At 33.5% G+C, this 25300-nt stretch carries 27 protein-coding genes; 15 read left to right on the top strand and 12 right to left on the bottom strand.

Features of this window, described 5'->3' with window-relative positions; all coding sequences use genetic code 11:
• Position 1: 1 nt before the first annotated feature.
• Positions 2-1630, bottom strand: coding sequence for an ABC transporter permease (locus MHH81_RS12360; RefSeq protein ID WP_340921624.1), 1629 nt, complete (start codon positions 1628-1630; stop codon positions 2-4).
• A gap of 66 nt (positions 1631-1696) precedes the next feature.
• Positions 1697-2752: a Fe(3+) ABC transporter substrate-binding protein gene (locus MHH81_RS12355; protein ID WP_340921622.1), complete on the bottom strand. Its 1056-nt coding sequence runs from the start codon at positions 2750-2752 to the stop codon at positions 1697-1699.
• A 434-nt stretch (positions 2753-3186) separates the two neighbouring features.
• Between MHH81_RS12355 and MHH81_RS21370 the strand changes: the two genes are divergently transcribed.
• The 5 genes from MHH81_RS21370 (at position 3187) to MHH81_RS12335 (ending at position 8560) form a co-directional block, all read left to right on the top strand.
• A complete protein-coding gene (locus MHH81_RS21370) occupies positions 3187-3300 on the top strand; it encodes a toxin C-terminal domain-containing protein (protein WP_445678140.1) in 114 nt (37 codons plus the stop codon).
• A gap of 18 nt (positions 3301-3318) precedes the next feature.
• Positions 3319-3843: a hypothetical protein gene (locus MHH81_RS12350; RefSeq protein WP_340921620.1), complete on the top strand. Its 525-nt coding sequence runs from the start codon at positions 3319-3321 to the stop codon at positions 3841-3843.
• A 200-nt stretch (positions 3844-4043) separates the two neighbouring features.
• On the top strand, positions 4044-4421 hold the full coding sequence (locus MHH81_RS12345) for an SET domain-containing protein (protein WP_340921618.1): 378 nt from the start codon (positions 4044-4046) through the stop codon (positions 4419-4421).
• An 861-nt stretch (positions 4422-5282) separates the two neighbouring features.
• On the top strand, positions 5283-7637 hold the full coding sequence (locus MHH81_RS12340) for an ABC transporter permease (protein ID WP_340921616.1): 2355 nt from the start codon (positions 5283-5285) through the stop codon (positions 7635-7637).
• Between the two features lie 155 nt (positions 7638-7792).
• A complete protein-coding gene (locus MHH81_RS12335; protein ID WP_340921615.1) occupies positions 7793-8560 on the top strand; it encodes an ABC transporter ATP-binding protein in 768 nt (255 codons plus the stop codon).
• A 339-nt stretch (positions 8561-8899) separates the two neighbouring features.
• On the opposite strand, the gene MHH81_RS12330 is transcribed toward MHH81_RS12335, so the two are convergent.
• From MHH81_RS12330 to MHH81_RS12310, 5 genes are read right to left on the bottom strand one after another with little or no spacing between them, the layout of a single operon-like run.
• Positions 8900-10516 carry a hypothetical protein gene (locus MHH81_RS12330; protein WP_340921613.1) on the bottom strand — a complete coding sequence of 539 codons (1617 nt, stop codon included), beginning with the start codon at positions 10514-10516 and terminating at the stop codon, positions 8900-8902.
• On the bottom strand, positions 10513-11202 hold the full coding sequence (locus MHH81_RS12325; protein WP_340921612.1) for an ABC transporter ATP-binding protein: 690 nt from the start codon (positions 11200-11202) through the stop codon (positions 10513-10515). The genes MHH81_RS12330 and MHH81_RS12325 overlap by 4 nt, the downstream gene beginning before the upstream one ends.
• 17 nt (positions 11203-11219) lie before the next feature.
• Positions 11220-12008 carry an ABC transporter permease gene (locus tag MHH81_RS12320; protein ID WP_340921610.1) on the bottom strand — a complete coding sequence of 263 codons (789 nt, stop codon included), beginning with the start codon at positions 12006-12008 and terminating at the stop codon, positions 11220-11222.
• Entirely contained in the window at positions 12005-12910 is a 906-nt protein-coding gene (locus tag MHH81_RS12315; RefSeq protein WP_340921607.1) for an ABC transporter ATP-binding protein, read from the bottom strand. Before MHH81_RS12315 ends, MHH81_RS12320 begins: the two co-directional genes overlap by 4 nt.
• Positions 12907-13146: a PLD nuclease N-terminal domain-containing protein gene (locus tag MHH81_RS12310; RefSeq protein WP_340921605.1), complete on the bottom strand. Its 240-nt coding sequence runs from the start codon at positions 13144-13146 to the stop codon at positions 12907-12909. Before MHH81_RS12310 ends, MHH81_RS12315 begins: the two co-directional genes overlap by 4 nt.
• 123 nt (positions 13147-13269) lie before the next feature.
• Here MHH81_RS12310 and MHH81_RS12305 point away from each other — a divergent pair, with 123 nt between their 5' ends.
• On the top strand, positions 13270-13815 hold the full coding sequence (locus MHH81_RS12305; protein ID WP_340921603.1) for a helix-turn-helix domain-containing protein: 546 nt from the start codon (positions 13270-13272) through the stop codon (positions 13813-13815).
• A gap of 403 nt (positions 13816-14218) precedes the next feature.
• A complete protein-coding gene (locus tag MHH81_RS12300) occupies positions 14219-14356 on the top strand; it encodes a hypothetical protein (protein WP_340921601.1) in 138 nt (45 codons plus the stop codon).
• A 254-nt stretch (positions 14357-14610) separates the two neighbouring features.
• On the opposite strand, the gene MHH81_RS12295 is transcribed toward MHH81_RS12300, so the two are convergent.
• Both MHH81_RS12295 and MHH81_RS21365 read right to left on the bottom strand, forming a co-directional pair.
• Positions 14611-15315 carry a metallophosphoesterase family protein gene (locus MHH81_RS12295; RefSeq protein WP_340921599.1) on the bottom strand — a complete coding sequence of 235 codons (705 nt, stop codon included), beginning with the start codon at positions 15313-15315 and terminating at the stop codon, positions 14611-14613.
• A 65-nt stretch (positions 15316-15380) separates the two neighbouring features.
• Positions 15381-15623, bottom strand: coding sequence for a YesK family protein (locus MHH81_RS21365; protein ID WP_445678139.1), 243 nt, complete (start codon positions 15621-15623; stop codon positions 15381-15383).
• A gap of 328 nt (positions 15624-15951) precedes the next feature.
• On the opposite strand from MHH81_RS21365, the gene MHH81_RS12290 reads away from it, so the two are divergent.
• From MHH81_RS12290 to MHH81_RS12255, 8 genes are all read left to right on the top strand, one after another.
• Complete coding sequence (locus MHH81_RS12290) at positions 15952-16434, top strand: hypothetical protein (protein WP_340921597.1); 483 nt, start codon at positions 15952-15954, stop codon at positions 16432-16434.
• A gap of 160 nt (positions 16435-16594) precedes the next feature.
• Positions 16595-16753: a hypothetical protein gene (locus MHH81_RS12285; protein ID WP_340925376.1), complete on the top strand. Its 159-nt coding sequence runs from the start codon at positions 16595-16597 to the stop codon at positions 16751-16753.
• Positions 16754-17004: 251 nt separating this feature from the next.
• A complete protein-coding gene (locus MHH81_RS12280; RefSeq protein ID WP_340921595.1) occupies positions 17005-17337 on the top strand; it encodes an aminotransferase yhxA in 333 nt (110 codons plus the stop codon).
• Positions 17338-17352: 15 nt separating this feature from the next.
• Complete coding sequence (locus MHH81_RS12275; RefSeq protein WP_340921593.1) at positions 17353-17751, top strand: DUF350 domain-containing protein; 399 nt, start codon at positions 17353-17355, stop codon at positions 17749-17751.
• A gap of 18 nt (positions 17752-17769) precedes the next feature.
• The gene (locus MHH81_RS12270) at positions 17770-18225 is read left to right on the top strand and encodes an RNA helicase (RefSeq protein ID WP_340921590.1); all 456 of its coding nucleotides are present in this window, start codon (positions 17770-17772) and stop codon (positions 18223-18225) included.
• 8 nt (positions 18226-18233) lie between these two features.
• The gene (locus MHH81_RS12265) at positions 18234-19454 is read left to right on the top strand and encodes a glutathionylspermidine synthase family protein (protein WP_340921587.1); all 1221 of its coding nucleotides are present in this window, start codon (positions 18234-18236) and stop codon (positions 19452-19454) included.
• 185 nt (positions 19455-19639) lie between these two features.
• Positions 19640-20164 (top strand): hypothetical protein, encoded by a 525-nt coding sequence (locus MHH81_RS12260; protein ID WP_340921585.1) that lies wholly within the window; start codon positions 19640-19642, stop codon positions 20162-20164.
• 263 nt (positions 20165-20427) lie between these two features.
• Positions 20428-20622: a hypothetical protein gene (locus MHH81_RS12255; protein WP_340921583.1), complete on the top strand. Its 195-nt coding sequence runs from the start codon at positions 20428-20430 to the stop codon at positions 20620-20622.
• A 267-nt stretch (positions 20623-20889) separates the two neighbouring features.
• On the opposite strand, the gene MHH81_RS12250 is transcribed toward MHH81_RS12255, so the two are convergent.
• The 3 genes from MHH81_RS12250 to MHH81_RS12240 are packed head-to-tail and all read right to left on the bottom strand — an operon-like array spanning position 20890 to position 24586.
• On the bottom strand, positions 20890-21999 hold the full coding sequence (locus MHH81_RS12250; protein WP_340921581.1) for a Ger(x)C family spore germination protein: 1110 nt from the start codon (positions 21997-21999) through the stop codon (positions 20890-20892).
• Positions 21996-23099 (bottom strand): GerAB/ArcD/ProY family transporter, encoded by a 1104-nt coding sequence (locus MHH81_RS12245; RefSeq protein ID WP_340921580.1) that lies wholly within the window; start codon positions 23097-23099, stop codon positions 21996-21998. The genes MHH81_RS12250 and MHH81_RS12245 overlap by 4 nt, the downstream gene beginning before the upstream one ends.
• The gene (locus MHH81_RS12240) at positions 23087-24586 is read right to left on the bottom strand and encodes a spore germination protein (protein ID WP_340921577.1); all 1500 of its coding nucleotides are present in this window, start codon (positions 24584-24586) and stop codon (positions 23087-23089) included. Before MHH81_RS12240 ends, MHH81_RS12245 begins: the two co-directional genes overlap by 13 nt.
• Between the last annotated feature and the right edge of the window lie 714 nt (positions 24587-25300).

Raw genomic sequence — 25300 nt, 5'->3', positions numbered from 1 at the left:
ATTATTTCGTCTCCTTATCTAGAAACTTATTAAAAATTACAATGGCAATGGCACTTATACTAACTATTAATAAAGAAGCTTGTGATGCTTCCATAATTTTTTCATCACTTGCATATTGAAAAGCTTTTGTAGATAGTGTATCAAAGTTAAAAGGACGCAAAATTAGTGTTAAAGGAATCTCCTTTAGTATGTCAATAAAAACAACAATAAATCCGCTAATAATAGCACCTTTCATCATCGGGACATCGACTTTAAAAAACGTTTTGGTTATTCCTACACCAAGTAATCTCGAAGCATCTCTAAAATTTGTTCCTATTTTATCATAACCGGATTCAATTGAATTATAACCAATCGCAAAGAACCTGATGATGTATGCCGTGATTAACATGACCAGACTAACGCTTAAAACTAAAGTTGAACTTTCACCGAGCAATTGATAAAGTGGTGTTAAAAATTGGTCGAGTGCGATAAATGCCGTAACAACTCCTACTGCTATGACGGCTCCTGGAATAGAATAGCCAAGTATCGTTAGTTTAGGTAATAATTTAGCGTATTTCCCATGAACAAGGCGTCCAAAGTTACCTAAGATCAATGCAAAAACTACAATACATGTGGCACTAATTCCAGCAACTAGAACTGAATTTTTTACGTATATCAAAAATTCATCCATTGGAATCTTGCCGAAAGTTAAGATTAACCAGTCCACCAGCTGGATAACTGGAATAAAGAAGCCCAAGCTTAAAATGAGGAAACCATATAAGGTTGCCAAAAATGCTTTAGCCCCTGTTAATTGAATAAGAGGCAAAGGTCGTACTTTTGTTGTCGAATAACTATACTGTCTTCGGCCTCTTAGAATCTTCTCTAGCATAAGGATAAAAATCACTAATCCCATGAGAGATGCAGCAAGTTTAATAGCAGTTTCAATATCACCTAAGCCAAACCACGTTTGAAAGATTGCCGTACTAAAGGTTTGGATTCCATAATATTTAACTACCCCATAGTCATTTAACACTTCTAATATAACTAAGCTTGCCCCACCAATTATAGAAACTCGTGAAACTGGTATTACGATCTGAAAGAAAACTTGCCATGGTCCTTTACCCAAGACACGTGCACTCTCAATCAGCGATGCGGATTGTTGTGATAGGAATATACGGGTAATTGTATATACATAGGGATACAAGAAAATGGTATAAATGAATATGGCGCCTGGCAGATTCATGATATCGAAATAAACGTGATTAAGTTCTAGTCCAAAACGCTCGCGTAGAGTTGTTTGAACAATACCTGTATAATTGACGATTCCATGATAAGTATAGGCACCAATAAATGGAGGAATCGAAAGTGGTAGAATTAATGCCCATTTTAAGAATTGACGAAAGGGAAATTGATATTGAGCAATAATCCAAGCTAAACTTAAACCAATTATTATCGATAAGATAGCTGTAAAACCTATCAGTATGAAGGAATTTTTAATATAAGTGCCCAAAACAAACTCTTTCATGTGTTCCCAGTTCTCATTGGACGGTGTGAAGATACCCGAAATAATGGTTAGATTCGGTAAAAATAAGAGAAGTATAATTATTCCTGCAATGACAGTCCAACTATTCACATTAGCTATTCTTTTCACGTTTAAAACACCTCTTAAAGAAATAGAAAGAAACCCCTTGCCAATGAGACAAGGGTGTTTAACATATTATTTCCAGCCTACTTCATTAAATATTAAAATTGATTTTGCATTATTCTCACCTAAAGCAGATAAAGGTATATCTTGTTCTTTAAACTCTCCCCAAGATTTTAAAAGCTCAGATGGTTCTACGGACTCATTCACTGGATACTCATAGTTTGCTTCTGCGAACGTACCTTGTGATTCAGGAGAAGATAAGAACTCAAGTAATTTAATCGCATTCTCTTTGTTCTTTGCCGCTTTAACAACTCCTGCACCGCTTACGTTAACATGCGTTCCAGTTGTTTCTTGGTTAGGAAAAAATACCCCTAATTTTTCGGCTACTTTTACTTCTTCTGGATCTTCTGAGTTTAGCATTTGACCAAAGTAGTAAGTGTTCATAATCGCTACATCACCAATACCAGCAGCAATTGCTTTTGCTTGGTCACGGTCGCCGCCTTCAGGATCACGTGCGAAGTTTGCTACTAGGCCAGCAGCCCACTCTTTTGCCTTTTCTTCCCCGTTAATTTCTATAAACGAGGCTAACAAAGATTGGTTATAGACATTTTCTGATCCACGAATCAAGATACGGCCCTTCCACTTATCATCTGTAAGTGCTTCATATGTAGACAATTCTTCCGGTTTTACAGTTTCTTTGTTATATACCATAACACGTGCACGTTTAGTTAAACCATACCACATTTGGTCTTTATCTTGAAAGTTCGATGGGATTTGCTCATCCAACACATCACTTGAGACAGGTTGTAATAATCCTGCGTCTTTTGCTCGGTATAATCGACCTGCATCCGCTGTTAAAAATAAATCAGCTTCAGTTGCATCGCCTTCACGTTTAATACGCTCAAGCAATTCGTCAGCTTCACCTTTAATGACATTTACTTTAATGCCAGTTTCTTCTTCGAATTTCGCATATAGCTGATCGTCCACATCATAATGACGTGCCGTGTATAGGTTTACCTCTTTGCTTTCGTTTGTTTCTTTTGTATTGACTTTAGAGGTTGTATCGTTGCTACAAGCCGCTAAAGCTACCAATGCAAAAGCTAAGATAATGAATAATGCCTTTTTCATTGATTGTGTCTCCCTTACTATGTAGATGAATCTCGAATGAAAACGATTCTCAATTTCAATTATAATGTTCAAATCATCTTTGTCAAGAAACTTTTTACAAAATAGTTAATTCATATTTCATTGGGAAGATACGAAAGGAATCTAATGATTGGAAAAAGTGTATATAGTATAAAATAGAAAGCAATATGATAGGGTTTCAAAGGAGATAGCACTCCTTTTCCATCACTTTGCTCAGCATTAGTGTAGAACAGGAGATAATGGTATGAAAGCTATCAATCAAAAAGTAAAATAGATGGTTTTGGTAAAGAACTAACGTGGGCATTACTTCAAGAAAGGAGTAATGCCTTTTTCTTCTTGAGCTAACGGAGCAAGTTAATACAATAATGGAGAGAAGATTTTTTACAATATGAAAAAAGACTTACATTAGCTAAGACATTGGGAGTGGAGATGGAACCCGACCTCATAAAGGGGGATGGAAGATGGCTAAATCACCTGAAGGAAATAATAGTAGTAAGAGTACAAGAATGGGCACTTATGTTAAAAATTAAGTTGAAGTAGGTGATTAAATGTATAAGTACCGTATTACAAAGTATGACCCCTCATTTAGAGATGAGGAAGGCAGATACCTAAAAGATGATTGGATAGCAATTAGTGATATTGGGAAAACCTTTGATGGTGAAAAGTTAACGATAGAAGGTTACCAAAAAACTGAGGATTGCTATATTAACGCTATACACTTAGTTATGAATTATTTAAACGTCCCTTATCTAACAATAAATGATGTTACCCAAACTTTTTCATTTGAAATGCTTCTAAATATAATAAAGAAATACCGAGAACTTTATACTGAGAAGATGTTGAAGTATTATTCGAATGTAAAAAATAATGAAAACTTAAATAAAGAAAACATAGATTTTTTATGCAGGTTTCTACTTAGAGAGGACATTCATGCAATGGTTTTTTATCCTAGAAAAATGAAAGTATTTATAGGGTATGACTATTTAATGGGTATTTATACGTCAAGACCATTAGACCCAATCATTCCTTTAATTGAAGAAATGGGATTATTTATTGAAGACTTTTCAAATTAACCCAAATAAATAGGATGTAATAAAATTCTTAAAAGTACTAAATGGAAAATAAGAGAATTTGATGTAGCATTACTGAAATGTTATGTGACTATAAAGGTGTTTATTATATTTTAAAGTCGTAAAAAAAATAAAATGAGCTCTATGTTCAAATTAATGGTACAGTTAGAAAGAATATTTTAAAAGTGAGTAGGGGAACAAACATGATTGAGGTAAAAACATCTCCAATAAGTGATGGAGAATTCAATAGAGGTATATTTGCAACTAAAGATATCAAAAAAGGCGAGCTTTTTCATGAAGCACCTGTCATTTCTTATCCAAACGAAGAGCATCAATACATTGAGAAAACCATACTAGGTGATTATGCTTTTGAGTATGGGATAGGTCAATCTGCTATCCTTCTTGGTTATGGAATGTTGTTTAACCATTCCTATGAACCTAATGCAACGTATGAAATTAATTTTAAAAATCATACATTTGACTTCTATGCTTACACAGATATAAAAGCAGGAGATGAAATTCTAATCAATTATAATGGCGACGTTGATGACAAAGATCAACTGTGGTTTAATCAGGAATAAAAGGATATGGAGGCGATTCTTGATGATTCGCCTTCCTATAAAATTTAGAAATGAAGAAAACTATTTTTTAAAACATCTTAAATAACCATCTATCAGAGAAACTGATAGATGGTTATTGTATTTTTAGGAACAAAATAAAACAACTTTATAATCTCTACACATCAAACGTGTGTAGAACAGCATAAAAAAGAATCCATACGAGTGGTCGTATGGATTCTTTTTTTGTATTTGATGTTTGGTTAAAGGAAAGATGTATTGGGTATTAACCTAAAAGCAGGTTAGTTGAATAGGCTACACTATATTGCACGATTAAAATATGGGCTCACTCTGTGCCTCTTCAGTCAAAAGAAGCTGGCTTTTAATATTTAATAATAGCTATATAAGTCTTTTCAAAAAACCTCCAAGAGTCAACTTAATAAAATAGGGCTGCAGGCTTAGTAAATAATTAGTCTCAAGCTGGTTAACCCAATAAATGCCATTTTGTATGATTACTTTAGTACTTTCAATAATCATTCAGGCAAAGAATACTAAGAAACCAGCATATACAGTTTGCTTAATCATCTCGAGCTGCTCAATCGTCTAAAAAGGAAGATATTGATGAATTCTTCACTACCTATATGGAACGTAAGGGGCAGTTTAGTTGAAGAAGGAACGTAAAGATATTGTTAATTCTTGTAAACCATAAAGGATTTTAGTATACCCCAAATGAATTATTAAAAAAATACTGGGTTTGTCTGAGGAAAGAATGAGTATTAATAAATATATTTAACATTAATTTTGTCATTCTAGCTTAATGCTTGTTCAGGAAATGAAAAGTAATAGAAATAGAAAAAATATTATCTATGTTGGAAGGAGAAAAAAATGTTTTTGAAAATGATAAAGAATGATTTCATCAGGAACAAAATTGTAACGATAACAGTATTTGTATTTATAACTATGGCTGTTATTTTGGCGGCTAGTGCAATAAATAACGTTGCCAATCTGATTCAGTCGATGTCGGACCTACAGGAACGTGCAGTACCAGCAGACATTACGCAAATGCATTCTGGAGAATTTGATCAGGGAGAAATCGATAAATTTACAGAAGAACATCGTGAGGATATAGCGATGCAGGAGACGATGGTTCTTCTGACATTGGATGGAAATAATATTCATTTCGGCAATAATCAAACGATGGCTGGAACTGTACAAGATATTTCATTTGTTGAACAGAATAAAAAATTTGATTTTATATTGGATCTGGATAATGAAAAGCTAGATATGACGGAAGGGGAAGTAGCGGTTCCCATCTATTTTATGCAACAATACGACTTAAAAATAGGTGATAAGATTACGGTGAAAAGCGGAGAGTATGAGAATGAGTTTGTCATCTCAGATTATGCAAGAGATTATGAGATGAACTCTTCTCTTACTTCTTCGAAACGGTTTGTTATTAATCAAGCAGACTATAATGAAATGCTTTTAAAGCAGGCCGGGGAACTGGAATATCTGATCGAATTCAAACTGAATGAAAATGGGGATTCTCAAGCTGTTCAGACTGCATATATCGAAGGAGGTCTTCCAGCAAACGGTCCTACAGTCGGAGGAAAGATATTTCTGATGTTTAATGCCATGTCAGATGCGGCAGTTGCAATGATTATTATACTTATTAGTATTCTGCTAATTATTATAGCTTCGCTCTGTATCAGACTTACGTTCCTAGCAACGATTGATGAAGATTTAAGAGAAATTGGTGTAATGAAAGCAATAGGGATATCCGCAAAAGATATAAATAAGGTATATCTTAACAAATACAGAGTCATGTCAGTAGCAGCTGGTATTATAGGCTATCTACTTTCCTTTGCGGTAGTAAATCTGTTGAACGGTAATATGAGACTTTACATATCTTCGGATTTATCAGGAAACTTAAAATATATACTATCTCTTATAGCACCATTATTGGTATATTTCATGATTGTGATGTACTGCAAGAAAGTACTGAAAAGAATCGATAAGATTTCTGCGGTGGAAGCCTTACGCTCAGATATTATGGAGCGTGGAAAGAACCGAAAATACAGTTTTCCACTACTTAAGAACAAATTCTTTAGAACCAATATTTATATAGGACTTAGGGATGTATGGAAACGATTCAAATTATATAGACTACTATTCTTTATTTTTATCGTATGTACGTTTATTGTAATACTTCCTATAAATATTTATAACACCATGAATTCACCGGAATTTTCCACATACATGGGAATAGGAAAATCCGACATGCGAATCGATCTACGAAAGACAGATACAATTACAGAAGATTTTAAAAAGCTGCAGGAAGAACTGAAGAATGATTACGATATTGAAAAGTATGCCGCTTACATCACAGGTTCCTACCAGGTCAAAAATGCAGAAGGTTCCTGGGACTATATTAATATTGAAACCGGAGATCTTTCCGTATTTCCATTAAAGTATCTGGAAGGGAAAGCACCGCAGGGTGAAGGGGAAATCTCACTTTCCTTTGCAAATGCGTCAAAAGATGGATTAAACAAGAAAGTGGGAGATGGAGTAGTAGTAAAGATTGCCGGGGCAGAAGTGACTTTGAAAGTAACTGGTATTTATCAAGATATTACAAATGGCGGGAAAACGGCAAAGGCACATACCAGTCTCGGATTAAATAAAGATGCCGTTCTTTGGTATATTGTGAGCATGAATGTGGCTCAAGGCGTCGATGTTCGGGAGAAAATGGACTATTATCAGAATACCTATGATTCAGCGCAGGTAAATGATATTAAAGAATATACACAGCAGACTCTTGGAAATATCATTGATCAGATGAGTCTGATTGTAATAGCCGGAATCGCAATAGCAGTAATCATTGCTGTATTGATCACTGCATTATTCCTTCGGATGTTATTATCAAAGGATATGTCTCAGATTGCAATCATGCGAAGTTTGGGATTAACTTCTAAAAATATTAAACATCAATATATGGCAGGAACTATGATGGTACTCATATTGGGAATTATAGTTGGAGTACTAGCTTCAAATTATTTAGGGGAGTTTCTTGTAAGTATGGCAATGTCCTCTATGGGAGCCGCAAAAATTGAATTAGTTAATGTTGCATGGCAGACTTGGTTGCTATGTCCGTTAGCATTGATTGTAGTGGTTGGATTTACTATTTCTGTGTGCTGTAAGGTAGCAGTAGAAGAAGATTTATCTGTAGTTTTAAGAAGTTAGTATGGTTGAAAAAAGTCCAGTCGGAGGCTATCCCCGAAATTGACAGAAGCCTCCTGCATGAAGACGCCGATACAGATAAGAATACAAGTTTCTGAAAAAATAAGGCATTCCTGGGTGCCTCTGTGGATATATTTTTGACATTGGAGGAGTATATAATGAGCAATATAATAGAAGCAAGAAGTATGAATAAAAAAGTAGAATTAGGAAAAGATAATGAGCTTCATATTTTAAAGGATGTAAACTTGGAGATAGAAGAAGGTGAATTCGTATCGGTCATGGGGCCATCCGGAAGCGGGAAATCAACACTGATGTATAATGTAAGCGGTATGGATAGAATTTCTACTGGCAGTGTGAAATTTAAAGGCCGTGAAATAGGCAATCTAAAAGAAGAAGAGCTGGCAAAGATTCGACTGAATCACATGGGATTTATCTTTCAGGATATTAATCTATTAAAGAATCTGTCATTGATTGACAATGTTATGTTTCCTGCTCTTGTATCAAAAGATGCGGATAAAAATGTAGTATATCAAAAAGCAGAAAAACTGCTTAAAATGACAGGAATTGAAAAGCTTGCAGATAATAATATCACTCAGGCATCTGGTGGCCAACTGCAGAGAGTCGGCATCTGCAGAGCATTGATAAATGATCCGGATATTATATTTGGAGACGAACCGACCGGAGCATTAGATTCCAAATCGACAGAAGAGATTATGTCAATTCTTGCAGGGATTAATAAAAAAGGGACAACCGTAATGCTCGTTACGCATGATGCAAAGGTGGCAGCAAAAACCGAAAGAGTATTGTTTATGGTAGATGGAAATCTTGTTACACAGAAGAAAATGAGTAAATACGATGCGCAGCATGACGATATGAAGAAAAGAGAAGAAAGCATTATGAAATGGTTAGTGGAAAATGGATTCTAATATTTCAATGGCATTCGCATAAAGTTCATATGGGAAATTATTAGGTAAGTTTGAAAGGAAAAATTAATGACATTCAATAGTTAAGAAGATCTCTCATCCAAACGTGAACTTGGAGAGAGGTCTTCTTTTTTGTGTTTAGATAGTTTATAAGCTCATGCGAAGACTAAGACACGAAACATGATGTTTTGATGAAATGCGGGGCGTGTACCAGATTTTAAACAATTAGAAATAGTGATCTGGTTGTGTGAGAACCTGGTACGCACCACTACCAAACTTTTGAGAAGCCTTTTTCTTTTGTAATGCGTTATATGAAACTTTCTCCTGTTCTAGTATAGATTTTCATGAACGTACAAATGGACCATTTCTGATAGAATTCGTTATCAAAATGTACAACACCATCGTTGTCACAAGTGTTATGGACAAAACGATACAGCTGGACCCAAGGGGACTGACGCCAGACCACAGCAACGTAAAATGGATAGCTGTGATAATTACCGGAATAGGCATACCGAATAAAAGACTCACCAAAACGTTTGGATTGGACTTGATAGCTTCGGAGGGGGTAGTCCAATCTGAACTTGGGTTTTTCATATCAAATAACGGAGTAAGTAGGTTATAACAGATAACTAAGCAAGTAATAACGAGCAATATCACCGTCGACTCCATGTTCCAATAGCCAAAAAGTGCATAAATTAAGAAGCTAATTAAAACAGCTATCATATTCAAAAAGAAGGCGAAACCTACCTTTGTTAAATACAAGATATAATGATCAAACGGCAAACTTTTTATCAAAAAATGATATTTACCTTCTCTGGAATAAGGTGTACCGCTAATATTGTTGATACAGCACAAAAATAAAACCAAATATGAAAAATATTTATCGAAGATTCCTTTTTTAGTAATGTTTAAATTATCCGGAATGACCCCATTTTGTATAGCGACTAGAAAAATTAAAGAAATAACAGGTGGCAATAAAATCGTTAGGACGACTTGCATTTTAAAATAAGCTTCAGATTTAATCACCCACAACTCTCTTTGTAGATAATTACGCCAATGACTTTTCGCTATATATGCTTTGGATTTCTTTATATTCGCTTGATTGTTTTCCGAAGACCCGTTTTTTAAGTAGTTCTTTGATATGTTTCCCTTAATTAAGCGATACAGTAACGTATTAATAACCAAAAAGAATACAACTAATAACAAAAAGGAAATGGTTATTTTTTCAGACATAAAAGTTAAGATTATTAAATGGATCATAGGCATTCCCTGGAAGGTTTCTTGTGAATAATTCAATAGGAGAACGAGTGTCTCTTTACATTTAGTTAAGGATGATAAATCAATTTGCGAAAATAACTCGGTTATGTTGAGTGTAGACTTGCTTATATAGTAAGCAATTACTACGGCAATCATCAAAAGAACAGTAAAAGTATTCGAGATTAAATAGGTGAGTTTATTTTTAAAGCGATATCTGTATCTATTAATAAGTGATAAAACAAATAGCATCATTAAGGCGGTAAATACGTTTATAATAGGTAAAAACAAGAGCAGTTTGGTTGCTATGAAGTACTTTCCATCCAATATTAGAAATAAAAGAGTGGGTAGTTGAAGAAGCATTGTTATTCCTAAAGGAACACACAAGCTACTTATCAATTTTGCAGAAGCAATCTTCTCATAGGATAATGGTAACGTTCCCAACACATTAAATTCGTAATAATTAAAAAACGTTGAAATGGATAAATAACATATTAACGAAAAGACGAGAATGTTAGATACCAGTAAATTATAAAGCAGTAAATCTTGTGTGCTTCCAAGGAAAAAAACAAACGCATTTATAATCGTGAGCTGCATGAATAGGTAGAAGAAGGCAATGATTAAGACAACTTGCATCATTGGTTGCGTTTGTTTTCTATAGAAGGTTGAAACAAGAAATTTGGTTAATTGAAATTGAATTTTCATATATGTTTCTCCATGAAAATGGATTCCAAAGTATACTCACCAATTACATTTTTTATTTCGTCATGTAGAATTATTTTGCCTTCCTTCAAAATGGCAACTGTCGTACAAATTTTCTCCACCACATCGAGTAAGTGTGTAGAGAAAAAGATCGTACCGCCTTCTGTTACATATTTTTTAAGGGATTTTTTAAATATAACAACAGCATTGGGATCCAGACCGTTTATGGGTTCATCCATAATAATAATTGGGGGATTAATAGTAAACGCTGCGATTAAAGCCACTTTGTGCATCATTCCAAAAGAGTACGTGCCCATTGGTTTGGATATGACTTCTTCCATACTAAATTGGTTAATATACTCTTTTAATCTTTCTATATCTTCTCTATCATATAGTTTCATTAAAAAAAGAATCCAATCGTACCCTGTAATATTTTTAAATACATCGAGAGTATCGGGTATAAAGAAAAACTGTTTTTTATAATCAAGTCCGTCTTTTTTTGTTAACCCATTAATCTCTACGGTTCCTGTATCAGATTCTAGAATACTTGTAATAATGTTTAAGGTCGTTGTTTTTCCTGCACCGTTTGCACCAACAAAACCGAGAATTTCACCTTTTTTAATATCTAATTGAATTCCGTTTAAAATTTTCTTGCCGAAACTTTTCTCCAATGATTTGATGCTTAACAACGATCTTCATCCTCCAATCATTCGTTACTGAATTTTTTATTAGAAATCCAATAGTTTGTTACAAAGATTGCCAAGGTTACACAAAGAAACGTCACCGCTAGATTGCCTATTGCGTTTGGATTTACAGATCCTGTTATGAGCACTTCCATTGCATGTTTACTCATACTGGCGGGATTTACTATATCTATCATTGAACTCAAGCCAACAATAACTCTGCAACCAATTAAAAAAGCAATGGAGATTAATGCAATAAGCCCTGGACTATTTATAAGAGTGCTAATCATCGTTGTAAACGAAACTATAAAAAGAACCCATACGAGATAAAACAATAGGGCTGTGAGCATATCGGAAACAGGAACATTTGTGAATAGAAAATTAACGTAAAGATAGGATGCAAAGTAACCAATAGCAATACTAATTCCTGTAATAAAATAGTTAGAAGCAATTTTACCTCCCACGTATGAACGAACAGCTACAGGTCTAGTTAAAATAAAGGCCAACATTCCGTTAGCTTTATCGGTTTGGATGATTCCCATCAAAGAGATTGCGATAATCATGATTCCAAGCTGATCAAATTGTGCACCTAACGTGCCGGCTAATATCTCTCCGCCTTGTTGAGCTGTCATACTTGGGTCAATTGTAATGCCTTGACCGCTTCCCAAAGCTTCTAATATGGTGGGCAAGTAATACGTCATTACAGGTTGTGTAATTCCTAATAAGATAAATACCAGCGGGAGCCATACAATTTTGAAATCTCGTACCATTTGGATAAATTCTTTGTTCATCAAGACTATAAAACTTCTCATTTCTCCACCACCAATTTCAAGAAAATTTCTTCTAAAGTATCGTTTCCGACTTCAAACTTTACGATATCTACATCATGCTCCAATGCATGGCCTAGTAGTAAGTTTTTGTTAGTTTCTAGGTTTTCAACTTTCACCTTTACCTTATTCCCAATGACTTCTACGTCTTTCACGTAAGGTAGTTCCTTTATAATGCCAATCCATTTTTGATCTCTTTCTGTAATTTCTATACTTAATTTATTGTCACTATTTCTTTGAAGGAGTTCAGTGATCGATGTGTCTTCTATTTTCAGTCCATTTTTAATAACTATAAATCGCTCACAGATTTCTTGTGCATCACCTAAAATGTGCGTTGATAATAGAATGGTCGTTTCCTTTTTTATTTCTTGAATAAGGTTTAATACTTCTCTTCTACCAATGGGGTCTAAGGCAGAGACTGGTTCATCCATAATAATGAGGGAAGGCTTATGTAGTAACGTTTGAGCAATTCCAAGTCGCTGTTTCATGCCACCTGAAAATGTGCCGACTTTCGAGTCTTCCTCTCCGCTTAATCCAACTTTTTTTAAAATGTTTGGAATAGAGCTTGTTAATTCACTTCTTTGTAGTCCCGAAAGTTTTCCCATAAACATAAGTGTCTCTTTGGCAGTCATCCAGTAAAAAAAGTTTGGATACTGTGGTAAGTACCCAATTTCTTTTTTCATCGAAGAAATCTTTTTTCCGTTTAATAGAATTTCACCAGTGTCCGGATTAATAATATCCGAGATCATTTTAATAAGCGTCGATTTCCCAGCTCCATTGGGTCCGATTAAACCGACACAATCTCCTGAATTGAGCTCCATCGAGAAGTTGTTCACGGCAGTTTTGTTTTTAAAAGTTTTCTTTACATTTCTAATTTCTAACTTCAAACTCGCTCACTATCCTTTCTTCCTATAACAAAATACAAAATGGGCCCAACTGTATTGCCTAAAATTATAAGTAGCGTCCACATGAGTACATTTTTCCTTCTATTTTTATTTCTGTACAAATCAATTAATGCAATCAATGCAAGTGTAAACCCTACTAAAATAACTGGAAGCACAATAGGTAGAAACGACATTAAATCAAAGTCTTTTAAATCATTTATTCCATAATGTAATTGCATAATCCCAACTCCTTTAATAATTTCATTTTCATTATTGATAATGATAACACGATGTTTTATATTTTGCACTAGTTATTCTTATTCTTTATAATGAGAATAAGAATAGACAAGTGAGGGGATAGAATGTTAAATAAAGTTGAAGTTTTAATGCATCCAGTACGAATGAAAATTTCTCAAGCATTATTAAGGAATAAAGAAAATGGATTAACACCATTGGAAATGGTCAAAATCATTAAAGATGTGCCTCAAGCAACACTCTACAGACATATACAAGTGTTATTGGACTCCGAGATAATTCGTGTAATAAAAGAAAAGAAGGTAAAATCCGTTTCCGAGAAATATTATGTATTAAATGAAGAAGAGTTAAAACTTGACCAAGGTGAGTGGAATCAAGCATCTCAGCAAGAAAAACTTGATTTCGTATCTTTTTATCAATTATCACTAATGACTCAATATCAAAACTATTTAAAAAAAATAGAGGAAACGAACAATTCTCATGATGGAGCAGCGTTTTCTTTAGTCGAATTAAAAATGGATGATGAAGACTTCTTGAATTTTCAAAATGAATTAAAAGAAATCTTGACTAAATACTACCTTTCTACAAGTAGCAAAGACGGAAAAGATATCCCCGTGCGAACAATTGCGGTTACAATTATTCCAGACACATGAAGCAGCATCAAAGTATGAAGGGAAGTTAAGAGGTAAAAAAATTTACAGTGGCTAGTTGTATAATCAAATACAATAGCTTTTTACGTAAAAACCACAGATAAACCTTGTATGATTGAGACAATGAAAAATGTGCGAGAACTTGATACCCACAAATTACTTAAGACATTCAATAGTTACGAAGACCTCTCATCCAAACATGAAGTATGAACTGCCCCGTAAATGTTAGACACCAACTAACATTTACGGGGTGTTTTTATGTCCAAAACATCAAGTAGATTTCGGCGATCCATTGTGAAATGTTACACTTAAACTAACACAGCAGGTTAGATAAATAATGGCTCTGGAAAATATAGGTTGGAGAAGTTATACTCTTAAACATAAACTAATTCGGCGGAGGATAAATATGGAATTAATTGTTGGAATAGCACTTTTACTCATAGTATTTTTTTCTTCAAGTATTATTGAAAAACGATTAAAGAATATAGAAAAACAAAACAATCGTGTAATAGAAATTTTAGAAGAAATTAGAGATAAGAAATAATGGTTCTTTAACTAACAGTTTTCTCTAATTGAACTACCATGGAAGAACGTAATTTTCTTGTATATTCTGTGGTGAAGCAGGGCTTCATGGATGGCTAACGGGTGCTTTACTTGAAGCTCATTGAGCTGTTTAGACAGCTCTTATTTTATTCTTCAACTAACGCCTCAGGAACTGCCGTTAGATATAGCTGACTCTGTTAAAAATAATGTAAAGTTCTATTGATAAAAGTAATTATTAGTTCGATGAAGTTGAGCTTATTTTACTGAAAATACTTTTTGACTAGGCAACTCTAAACAATTCAATTGTCCTCCGTATACAGCTCCACCATCGATACCGACGATTCGATTGCTTCCAAAATAGACATTGTTATTGTTGATATCCCTATGAAGAGAATTTGTTTCTGTATGTCCAAATATCACGATCTTTTCACCATTATAGCCTTTATGAAACTCGTCTCGAATCCACATTAAAATATGTGGATCTGTCTCAGCAATAGGTGTTGTTGGGTGTACGCCCGCGTGAACAAACATATAATCGGATGTTTCTATGTAATTTTCTAATCCTTGTATAAACTCTAAGTGTTTATTTAGTGTAGATGAATGTAGCTCTGGTTTTTGGAATTTTTCTTCACTTGCGGCTATATCAATTTCTGAAAAACCATAGCTAAATAAAGTTTTATCTCCACCACATAATTTAATCCAGTGGTTCCACGATCTTTCTATGTCAGTAGTTAAAGCTTTTATCATCAAATCTTCATGATTACCTTTAAGCAATAGAGCTCCGGCTTCTTTTAAACTCATCACCTTTTCAATAACACCTTTTGAATTAGGTCCTCGATCTACATAATCACCTAATAAGATTAATTGGTCAAATTCTGGATCGTATTCTACTTCTCCAAGTAACTGTTCAAACTTCTTTAATTCACCGTGTATATCACTTATTACAAGAGTTCTTTTCATTTTTTTCGCTTCTCTCTAATTGAATATGTAATTTCAAAACGATTTCTCGTTTTGCTTTTTTTATGTTAGATCTTCTTGAATTTTGTAAGCATTGAAATAGCTGTGCCAATAAGCGAACCGATTGTAATGCAAATAAACATAAAGAAAAAACTCATTGATTCCCAGCCGTCCAATGTGAAAAAACTTACGACTGCGATTACAAATAATATTCCTATTAATAGAACACTAGGTATCCAAAACTTGGTGTAATTCTTTTTTCGAAGAATAGATGATGAAATGGTAACTAAGAGGATTGTTGCTAAATTTATATAAATAAAAATTTGTAAAAAGTTTCTCTTCTTTCGGTATTATTTAGTGGTAAAATTATCTCCTATTTCGCTATTATATTCGAAAATTGAAATAAATAAAATGAATCTTGAAAATTTACAATTCCTAGTAAGTAATACAATTAAAGAAAGGTTAAATAGTTGAAAGTAAAAAGATGAACTGAAATCTCTTTTATAAAGGGATATCAGTTTTTCTTCTTGAAATAAAGGGGCAGTTTAGTTGAATAAGGAGGTAATTTTTGAAATGTTGTCGAAGTAGTTATTTTATGGAGAATTAAACTGGCAGTTTTTTTGAAAAGGGGGATATCTCTTGGAACAAAGCTTGCGATATAAAGAAGGCAAAGTATTAAAAAAGCAGTTATATACTTATATTTACCTTCCATTATATCTGTTATTTTATATGGGTTATATATTGCTTGATAGTTATCGGCTAAATAAGTCAGATTATTGGATAACGAAGAGTAACCTAACTCAAGAAGATATTCAAAGTATCAGTCAATTAGCAGCGTGGCAGTCGATTTTCGAAGTGATGTTCCTAGCTTTATTTATTATCGTAGCTAGCATAATTGTCTTTCCCAATCGTAAGGATAAGCAAGTGTTAAAACGTTTTTTATTCGTGCATATCAGCTTATTTATGACAATCCTACTATTGAGCTATTCATTAGCTTTTGTGACGCCATCACCTATTGGTAATTTAACACAACCCTTGATTACACCGACTTTACTATTGGGGATTATTTTGATTTATTTGGGATTATTGATGATAAAGGAAAAACGATATAAAAGTAGATAAGGGGGGCGGTATTTCAATAAATCAATGTCGCCTTTTCTTATTGAACTAAAGGGGCAGGTTAGTTCAATAAGGAATTTTATAACTCGACTCTGGAGGCAAGTTAGTTGAATAGTATTATTTCAATTTAAAAATATTTTAAGATGTAGGAGGTAGTTTTATATTGGAATCAATGACGGTTTTATTACCAGGTTTAGTATTTTTATTTTATTTGGTGCCAATTATTTTTGTGATTTGGTTTATGGTCACGCTCGTTAACCAGCTAAAAGTTCAAACTAAATTGCTTGAAAAAATTAATGAGAAATTGAAGGGTACTGTATAGAAAGAGATGTTTTGAAATGAGGTATATTTGAGTTTAAAAGTTAGTGAAATATGGAGGGTGGAAATGCTAAAAGAAAAAATTAAAAATTGTGATTAGCATTGTAGAGAAGAGAACTTTATTGGGATTGGCTTGACAAGAAAAGTATTCAGAATAATAATTTTCCGAAGTCATATTCAATATTAAATTTTTCGAATCTTTTTAAGCTGTTGTCTCGTACGTTAAAGTAGGAAAGGAAATGGAGGCTGGTAGAAATGGAAAAAACAAAAAAAATGATGGTCGGGATATCAGCAACAGCATTAACGTTAAGCTTAGCTGGCTGTGGCACATCTACAAGTAGCTTACCACCAACGCCTACAGATCAAAGTTGTCGCGATTGGGACTGGTCAGATGAAGATGGCGTATGGCAATGCGATGAAAGTAGTTCAGGCCATCACGGCGCATACTACTATGGGGGACGCTATTATAAAAATAAGTCCGCATTAAATAGTAGCACTGACTATACAAGTTATAAAAGTAGTGAGAGCTTTAAAGCGGTACAATCGAGCTCAGGCTTTGGCAGTGGCTCAAAAAGTTTTGGGGGATAAGAGAGGCGGAAAAACATGAATGTGTATGTAAATTTTTTATCATATTTAGGCGTATCACTAAGCTTATTAATTATTGGGATGCTGTTATTTACGTTAAGCACGCCCAAAATTAAAGAGTTTCAATTAATTGCCAATAAAAATGTAGCAGCTGCAATGCTTTTAGGTGGTAAAGTAGTGGGGCTAGCAATTGTATTAGGGGCTGCTGCCGAGTATTCCATATCGTTAATAGATATGGCCGTTTGGGGTGCAATTGGAATTGTAGCGCAAGTAATTGTATTTTTCATTGCAGAACTAATGACAATTCGTTTTAGTATTCAAAAAGCGATTGAAGAAGATAATCGAGCAGTCGGAACGATTTTATTATCGTTATCAGTAGCAGTTGGCTGGATTGTCGCGAAATGTTTATCTTACTAGCATGAGGTGGGGGTAGCTTTGAAGCAGTTAAGTTATTATATCGATAAAGGAAATGGCCGTTTTGAGCCATTTTATGAATATATGGCAACCAATGTAGGCTTCGATGAATTTTATGCACGACAGCTTTGTACATATTTTGTTATGCATGGTACACAATTTGAACTAATATCGAACGAAATGAAAGAAAATGAGGAAGTGCTTATACTAAAAGAGATGGGACGTAATTTATCTGGTGAAGACGAACAAAGCTTCCGAGGACGAGGCATCCATATCGAATTTAGAAGTCCAAATGAACGTGAAAATTACCGAGTGCTCTCACGTATTCCTTGTGAGACTCATTTTGAAGTTATTCGTTATTTACTAAAGGATGTTGTAGATATTCCTATAGTTGGACAAATGCTCGTTACTTCTACTGAAATTGACGAAGACCGTGGTGTATATGTGATGTATGTAACAGATTTGAAAGTGAGCTGAATGCCTTCATGTATAAAAGCAATCGTAAACAGTTTTATTCACAAATAGAACAGTTTTGGGCAGATTTATATGATGAGGAATATGCACTTTATGATTTATATGAAGTAACAGAAGATGAAGTGGAAAAAATTCGATTAGCGACGGAACGCACCGGCAAAATTTATTTTAAAATCGCACATTTGTTGCGTAATGTACCAGATGAAATATTACTTGAAATGGGCTATCCAGAACAAACCCTTCATTTTCTTCGGTTAAAAATTTTAGAGGCTGAAAGTGTAATCGCGCGCTTTGATTTTATTCCATATAACGACAGCTACAAATGTATTGAAATAAATGCAGATACACCAACATTTATTAAAGAATTGTTTTTTGTTAATGAACGTATATGTCATGCGTTTGCAATGGAAAATCCAAATGCTAAAATGGAGCAACTTTTAAAAGATATGGTTAGGAAAAGTGTTGCACAAAGTAAACCTTCACAAAAGGCACATATTGTCTTTACTGCGCATGAACAAAATATAGAAGACTATTATACAACGCTTTACTTAATGCAATTTATACCTGGAGCTAAATTTACACCGTTACATCAACTACAAATACAAAACGGAGTCGGATTGTTTGATGAGGATGGGAAGCAAATTGACGTTTTGTATCGTCAAACGTTTCCTATTGAAAATGTAATTCAAGATGTAGACGAAGCACAAAATCCAATCGGTTTATGGTTACTTGATTTAGTTGAACAAAATTTGTTAATAATTATTAACCCACCTTCTGCGTTTTTGCTTCAAAATAAAGCGGTACAGGCTGTTATTTGGGGCTTACATGAGGAAAGCAATGTATTTTTTTCAGCTGAGGAGCATGAGTGGATTGCCGAGTATTTTTTACCAACATATTTAGAAGAAAATTCATTTATCGAAAAAGGCCTGCCCTATGTAAAAAAACCTGTATTCGGTCGTGAAGGAAATTCAGTTGAAATTTATGACACGAGTGGACAGTTAATAAAAGAAGATATACAAAAATCTTATAATCAGTATATAAAGGTGTATCAGCAATATATCGAGCAACCAAAAGTAACCTTCCAAAGCGAAAAGGGTGAACAAGTAGGGGAAATGTTAATTGGCAGCTTTTTAATTAGTGGGAAGCCAGGTGCTATTGGATTGCGAGTAGGTGGGATGATTACAAACAATTTGTCGTATTACTTGCCCATTGGAATAAAAAGGACTATCTAAACAGGGACTAGTTTGGGTTCTGAACTATTTATGAGATTGTGAAGGAATGTACTTAAAGCAATGGGGTGCTCTAGTGAAAGAACATTGGGTTGCTTAGGCAACTCTTTTTTTCTTATTGAACTAACGCAGCAGGTTAGTTGAAGAAGAATCTCATGAAAAGTGCTATCAGAAAGGAATGGAAATTTTTGACGAAAGCACTTATTGATAAGGCAAAGAGTATTTTAAGTGGAATAGAAATTGGCTATTTTATTACAAGTAAAAAATGGACTAAAAATAACTATGATGATTATTATCAATACTTTTCGCATCCTGATTATGAAGTGCGAAAATATTCGCTTCTTGTCTTTGGGGCAGGACTTGGTAATTGGTCTGCTAAATCTGCTTTTATCTTTACTCATCGTCAAAGGAAAGACCCTGATTTTGACCCCCAAAAAATCTATCATTTGAAGTATTATATCAAGTCATTTCTAGATAATAGAGAGCCTATCAAACAAGAATTTCCATTTTTATATAAGGCAATCATATATTATTTAAACGAATTAGATTATGAAAAACCTTTTGAAGTTGTCTTTCCTTCAGTTGATGAACAACTGTTTATTTCTCTAAGAAAAGTGTTGAGGAATTCTGGAATTGACGAAAAATATGTATACGAATTCAATTTTAATGATATTTTAAGAGAAGTTGGGCTTCCCACTTTCTTTAAAAATTAATCATATTCCTCACTTAGAACCAGAAAACAATATGGAAATTTCCGTAACCTTTCCCCTTAGAGTTTTTTCGGACTCTTATAAAAGCTATCAAACAAACATTTATGAATAGAGATGGGTGAAGATAAGGTATTTAAGTAACAATTTTACTAAAAGAAAAACCTGTTGTTGAACTAAAGAAACAGGTTAATTCAAGAAGAATTTTGCGAAATATAATAATAAATATTTTTATGATAGTTAGTTTATTTTAAAAAGGTGTGAAAGTAATGAAACAAAATAAGCAAAGAATTAAACAAGTTTTGTTTGTCATCTTTATAATTGCAGTATTATATGACACCTTTTTTAATTTTTATGGTATCTGGGGGAAATGGGAAACTGGAGATACGGTATATGCATTTCTTTCATTAATTGTTTACATAGTGGGAATTTGGGCATTTGGTAAATGGATAAAAAGAGATTAGATTTAGTTAATCATCTTAAATAATTATGGAGTTGTTACTACGACTCCTTTTTTTATTGAACAAAGCGGTTGTGTTGATCAAGATAGAATGCTATTTTTGTCGAATATATTGTACTAACGTAGCAGGTTAGTTCAATAAGGAAATTAGATGGGAAAATGAAATATGTGCCAAAATACAAATGGAGGATAGGAATGAATCACCCTGAAGTCATTCACTGAAATATTTATTGAATCCATGTCTCTATACTTAAAAATCGACAAGTAATGTTTAAAACACATTACCTGTCTTTATGATTTCCACATTTACTTTTGGCTCTATTTTAGTATTTTTATAATCTTCATCCCAATTCATTTTCTTCCATACGTCAGGATGTCTTTTAGCTATTTCCATTTCAATCCCAAAGACATCGGAATTTGCTTCTAAAAGAATAGCAGTTATTTCCTTTGCTTGTTTAGTTAATCCTGCAGAAATTTCTTTATTTAATTTTTTTGTATTTAAATCTTCTTTTAGATTTTGTGGATAGGAATTTACTTCTACTTGGATGCTAATATCTATGGTACAAGTTATATCTCCACTTGTCTTGTCTACTGTAATCTCCATGTCTCTTTTTATCTTCCTTGTAGAAAAAGCAATTGATCGATCTTCACTCGTTGGATTTAGTATGAGTGACATGAAGTTCGTCTTTTTAAATCGATCGAGTAATAGTAATAATAACGTGCTTTGCTCCTTTGATAATGTTATTCCAGAAAACTTATCTCCATTCAATAGGGCTACCCCAGCAATCGCGATTTTATCTGATTCTGTCTTTTCTAAATATGGCAAGATAAAATCTTTGCCCGGAGTTAGAATTTTTGTCCATATATTAAAAATAGTTTCTTCCGGTAAAAAGGTAGTTTCCTCTGCTCCTTCAATCATTTGTAAAATAAAGAATGCAATCGGGCTTTTATCTTTTTCCGTTGATAAGACATCGTGTGCTTTACCTTTGGTAATCGCAATTTTCGCTGCAATATTTGAGTCTTTTCCACGATAAAAAGAATCTAGTGTTTGATGAATCCCTTGTTTAGCCAATTCATCACCGATTAAAAGAAGATGTGTTTGACTATAGTCCACCCGTCCCGCTGACTTGCTATCAATATCCATTGATAAACCAACCATAGTAGGTCTTTCAGCACTCACAAGTTCATCTTCAATTTCAAATTGGCCTCCTCCTTTACTTTTTATATTAATGTTACGAGCTTTCAAAAGTATTCTTCCTTCATCTGTTAAATCAAAACTGATTCCGTTAACGATTGTCTTATCAACGAGCTGGTGTTGATCCCAACAACCAGTCAAAAAGATGTTCAGGATTATCAAAATTAGTAGGAGTCTTTTATTCAAGCAGTCTCACCCGTTTCATGCTTTTTAAATATTAATGACAAAATTAAAAGGAGAACTGGAATGACATAGATAACAGCATAATTTAAATAAGAAATATATTTGGTAAAAAGATTGGTGATTTCATCAGTATGAGGAATAAGTGAAATCAAAAATATAAGAATTCCATTTATCACGACAATCTTTTTATAAGACTTTTCTTCATTGCTAAGACTTTTACTTGCAAGGAATAAATATGCAATAATTGTCGTTGTCATTGGAACAATCCAAAACGAGAGAAAAATTAAGTCTACACGTGCAAACATTTTAAAAGATAGTCCTCTAAAAAGAAATATCAATGGCTCTCTTATTAGATTCAATTGATCAGGACTAAAACTAATTAAACAAATGAAGACTATGAAGGTGTAAAATCCAGTGACAAAGATATTTGCCAATGAAATGGTTTTTAATACTCCTTTGTTATTATGAATAATAAAGGAATATAAAAATAATAATGCTTCAAAACCAACCATCGAAAATAAAGCACTATTGCTGCCAATTAGAATGTTTTTAATGCCGGAATTTCCAACTGGAAGAATAAATTGAATCTCTTGAGGGAGTAATAAAGTAAAAAGAGTAAGAAACAGTAATAAGATTATCAGAGTAAAAGCTAGGACAAAAAATCTTGCTATTATCTTTAAGTTGCTGATGGTCAAATAAATACAAGCGCTTAAAATAAGTAGGGATATCATCCAGTTAGGTGTTATAGGTAATAACTGTAAATTTATTAATTTCACCATTAAAATAGTCGATAAACTGCCCGTCATAATAAAATAAAAATAAAAGAAGAAATTTATTATTTTGCCTAACGTACGTCCAAGGATTTTTTGAGTTATTTGGGCAAATTCATCATTCGGAAATCTTTTCAATAAAAACAAATAGACAATCAGTAAAAATTGTACACCTGCTCCTGCTAAAATAATCGATATCCACGAGTCTCCTTTTGCTGATTCCTGAACAACATTTGGTAAAGAAAATAGACCTATGCCAATCTGGCTTTGAATTAATACAAAAAACAACTGAAACTTTGTTATGGAATATTTTTTAGTAATCACTTCTTCCACCCTCTTGTATGCCGTTGTTGTTGTTTGTATACAGGCTGTGAGTCTGTTGGTCGTGTTTTAAGCTTCCAAGTAGGGAGTCTTACAAATGTATCTTTTAAGTCCTCTAGTTTAAAAGGTGCTAATGGAGAAAAGTAATGCGTGCCAAAGGATTCTAATTTACATAAGTGCATAACGAGTACCATTAATATTAGTACAATTCCAAAAAAACCGAACAATGATGCTGCGATCATGACAGGAAATCCTAATAACCTAGCACTAGTTCCCATTTGATTTACTGGTGCTACGAATGAAGATATGGCAGTGAGTCCAATAACAACAATCATCGAATTTGAAACTAAATTAGCTTCCACTACTGCTGTACCAATTATAAGTCCTCCTACAATACCAAGAGTTTGTGCTATCGGAGTAGGTAAACGAATGGAAGCTTCTTTTAGTAACTCAAGAATGATTTGCATCACAATTGCCTCGACTAAAGGAGAAAAAGGCACATATTCTAATGAAACCCTAACTGAGTACAAAATCCCAATTGGGAGTACTTCAGAATGAAAAGAAATAATTGCAATGTAGATTGCCGGCAAACTGATAGAAATCATCAAACTGAAGAAACGAATAATCCTAAAAAAAGAACCTAATACCCAACGACTATTGTAATCATCTGGTGATTGATAAAAAGCGAAAAAGGTAATTGGAACAATTAAAATTCTCGGACTACCATCAACAATTAATATGATTTTCCCTTCTGTTAAGTATGACGCTCCTCTATCAGGCCTTTCAGTAGTTAACATTTGAGGAAAAGGAGAATGTGGATTGTCTTCAATGAATTCCTCTATATCTCCAATTGAAAGAAGATGATCAACATCGATAAAAGTAATTCTTCGTTCAACTTCCTCTAGAATTTTTTTATTAGCAAGTTTGTCAATAAACACCATACTAACTTTCGTATTTGTGATTTTTCCCAAGGTGAAGAATTTCACTTTTAACTGTGGGCTCTTAATCCTTCTTCTCAAGAGTAGAATATTAGTACTTAAATTTTCGACAAATCCATCATGAGAACTTAGAATATTCCGTTCATTAGCAGGTTCTTCAATAGAACGCTCTGCAATTTCTCCTACAACCACTGACTTTGCTATTGCATCATTTTCTATTAGAATAGTACAGTAACCTTCTAATAAACTAGCCCCTACTTCTGAAATGTTTGAAGAAAATTTCAGTTCAGTTGTCTTCACCACATTTTGAATTTCTCCGGATTTCTTTTCTAATATAGGTCCAATAACAGAAGATTGAAGAATATCTTTTTTCACCATTGAATCAAGAAAAAGAATAGTGCAACCCATTTTATTAAAACTCATTTTTTTAAACATTAAATCTTCTGTTTGACAAAGATATTCGTGAATCATCTCTATATTTTTTTTTAGATCATTAGTAAGTTGTTTATCGTTTTCATTGAGAGTAATATTTTGTTTTGGTGTATTTTTAAAGAAACTCAACTTAGAATACTCCTCGCTCTGCCTTCAAGTGCTATTATTCTTTCCGTATCTATTCGAAGTTATTCAAGATAGCCAAATGACATCAGCGTCCTGAAGAATTATTTGGGGTAATCAAAACCTCATTTCAAGAAGGAGAAACATCTAAGCCAGGAATATTATTAACAGTGTGAACAGTAATGATGTTGAAAAAACGGCAGGATATTACGATTATAAATATGAGAATACAATAATTTTAATACGAAAGAAGCCTTCTATGGAAACTTTGGATTTCCTGTATTTGTCTCTTTGTATATCTATTTATTAGATTTGAATAGAAATTCAGTGAGCTTGAAAAAGCCAGATTAGTCCTGGTTCTATGCTTAATGTTAAAAACGAATTAAATTTTCATGTAACATGAAGAAATGGAGTAATTTATTTGAGAAACTGTGACCTGTTTATATATGGGCTTTTCTTGAAAATCGTTGATCTATTTTTAGATGCTCTGTTCTTATTTTCATGGATGGCTAAAGAGGCAGGCTAGTTGAAGATGAGAGAGTAGATGTTTGAGCAAGAAACCAATTTAGTGGAAGATCGTTGAGCTGTTCAGACAGTTCTTTTTGAACTACCATGAAAATAAGTTTCCTCAAAAAAAAGAAAAATGACAACAGTTAAGAAGACCCTTCTCAATTGTTAATAAAAAGAGGAGGGCGTACATTAATAAGTCTATGGATTTCG

The sequence above is a fragment of the Psychrobacillus sp. FSL H8-0484 genome (assembly GCF_038005325.1).
In the GTDB taxonomy this organism is placed as follows: Bacteria; Bacillota; Bacilli; order Bacillales_A; family Planococcaceae; genus Psychrobacillus.
This window is presented reverse-complemented; position numbering and strand designations above follow the sequence as displayed.

Coding starts and splice junctions, on each gene's coding strand:
- MHH81_RS12300 (WP_340921601.1), top strand. CDS start 14,219: ATGGAATTAATTGTTGGAATAGCACTTTTACTCATAGTATTTTTTTCT.
- MHH81_RS12355 (WP_340921622.1), bottom strand. CDS start 2,752: ATGAAAAAGGCATTATTCATTATCTTAGCTTTTGCATTGGTAGCTTTA.
- MHH81_RS12330 (WP_340921613.1), bottom strand. CDS start 10,516: ATGAAAATTCAATTTCAATTAACCAAATTTCTTGTTTCAACCTTCTAT.
- MHH81_RS12310 (WP_340921605.1), bottom strand. CDS start 13,146: ATGCAATTACATTATGGAATAAATGATTTAAAAGACTTTGATTTAATG.
- MHH81_RS12255 (WP_340921583.1), top strand. CDS start 20,428: ATGAAACAAAATAAGCAAAGAATTAAACAAGTTTTGTTTGTCATCTTT.
- MHH81_RS12350 (WP_340921620.1), top strand. CDS start 3,319: ATGTATAAGTACCGTATTACAAAGTATGACCCCTCATTTAGAGATGAG.
- MHH81_RS12265 (WP_340921587.1), top strand. CDS start 18,234: ATGTATAAAAGCAATCGTAAACAGTTTTATTCACAAATAGAACAGTTT.
- MHH81_RS12340 (WP_340921616.1), top strand. CDS start 5,283: ATGTTTTTGAAAATGATAAAGAATGATTTCATCAGGAACAAAATTGTA.
- MHH81_RS12280 (WP_340921595.1), top strand. CDS start 17,005: ATGGAAAAAACAAAAAAAATGATGGTCGGGATATCAGCAACAGCATTA.
- MHH81_RS12275 (WP_340921593.1), top strand. CDS start 17,353: ATGAATGTGTATGTAAATTTTTTATCATATTTAGGCGTATCACTAAGC.
- MHH81_RS12335 (WP_340921615.1), top strand. CDS start 7,793: ATGAGCAATATAATAGAAGCAAGAAGTATGAATAAAAAAGTAGAATTA.
- MHH81_RS12305 (WP_340921603.1), top strand. CDS start 13,270: ATGTTAAATAAAGTTGAAGTTTTAATGCATCCAGTACGAATGAAAATT.
- MHH81_RS12320 (WP_340921610.1), bottom strand. CDS start 12,008: ATGAGAAGTTTTATAGTCTTGATGAACAAAGAATTTATCCAAATGGTA.
- MHH81_RS12345 (WP_340921618.1), top strand. CDS start 4,044: ATGATTGAGGTAAAAACATCTCCAATAAGTGATGGAGAATTCAATAGA.
- MHH81_RS12295 (WP_340921599.1), bottom strand. CDS start 15,315: ATGAAAAGAACTCTTGTAATAAGTGATATACACGGTGAATTAAAGAAG.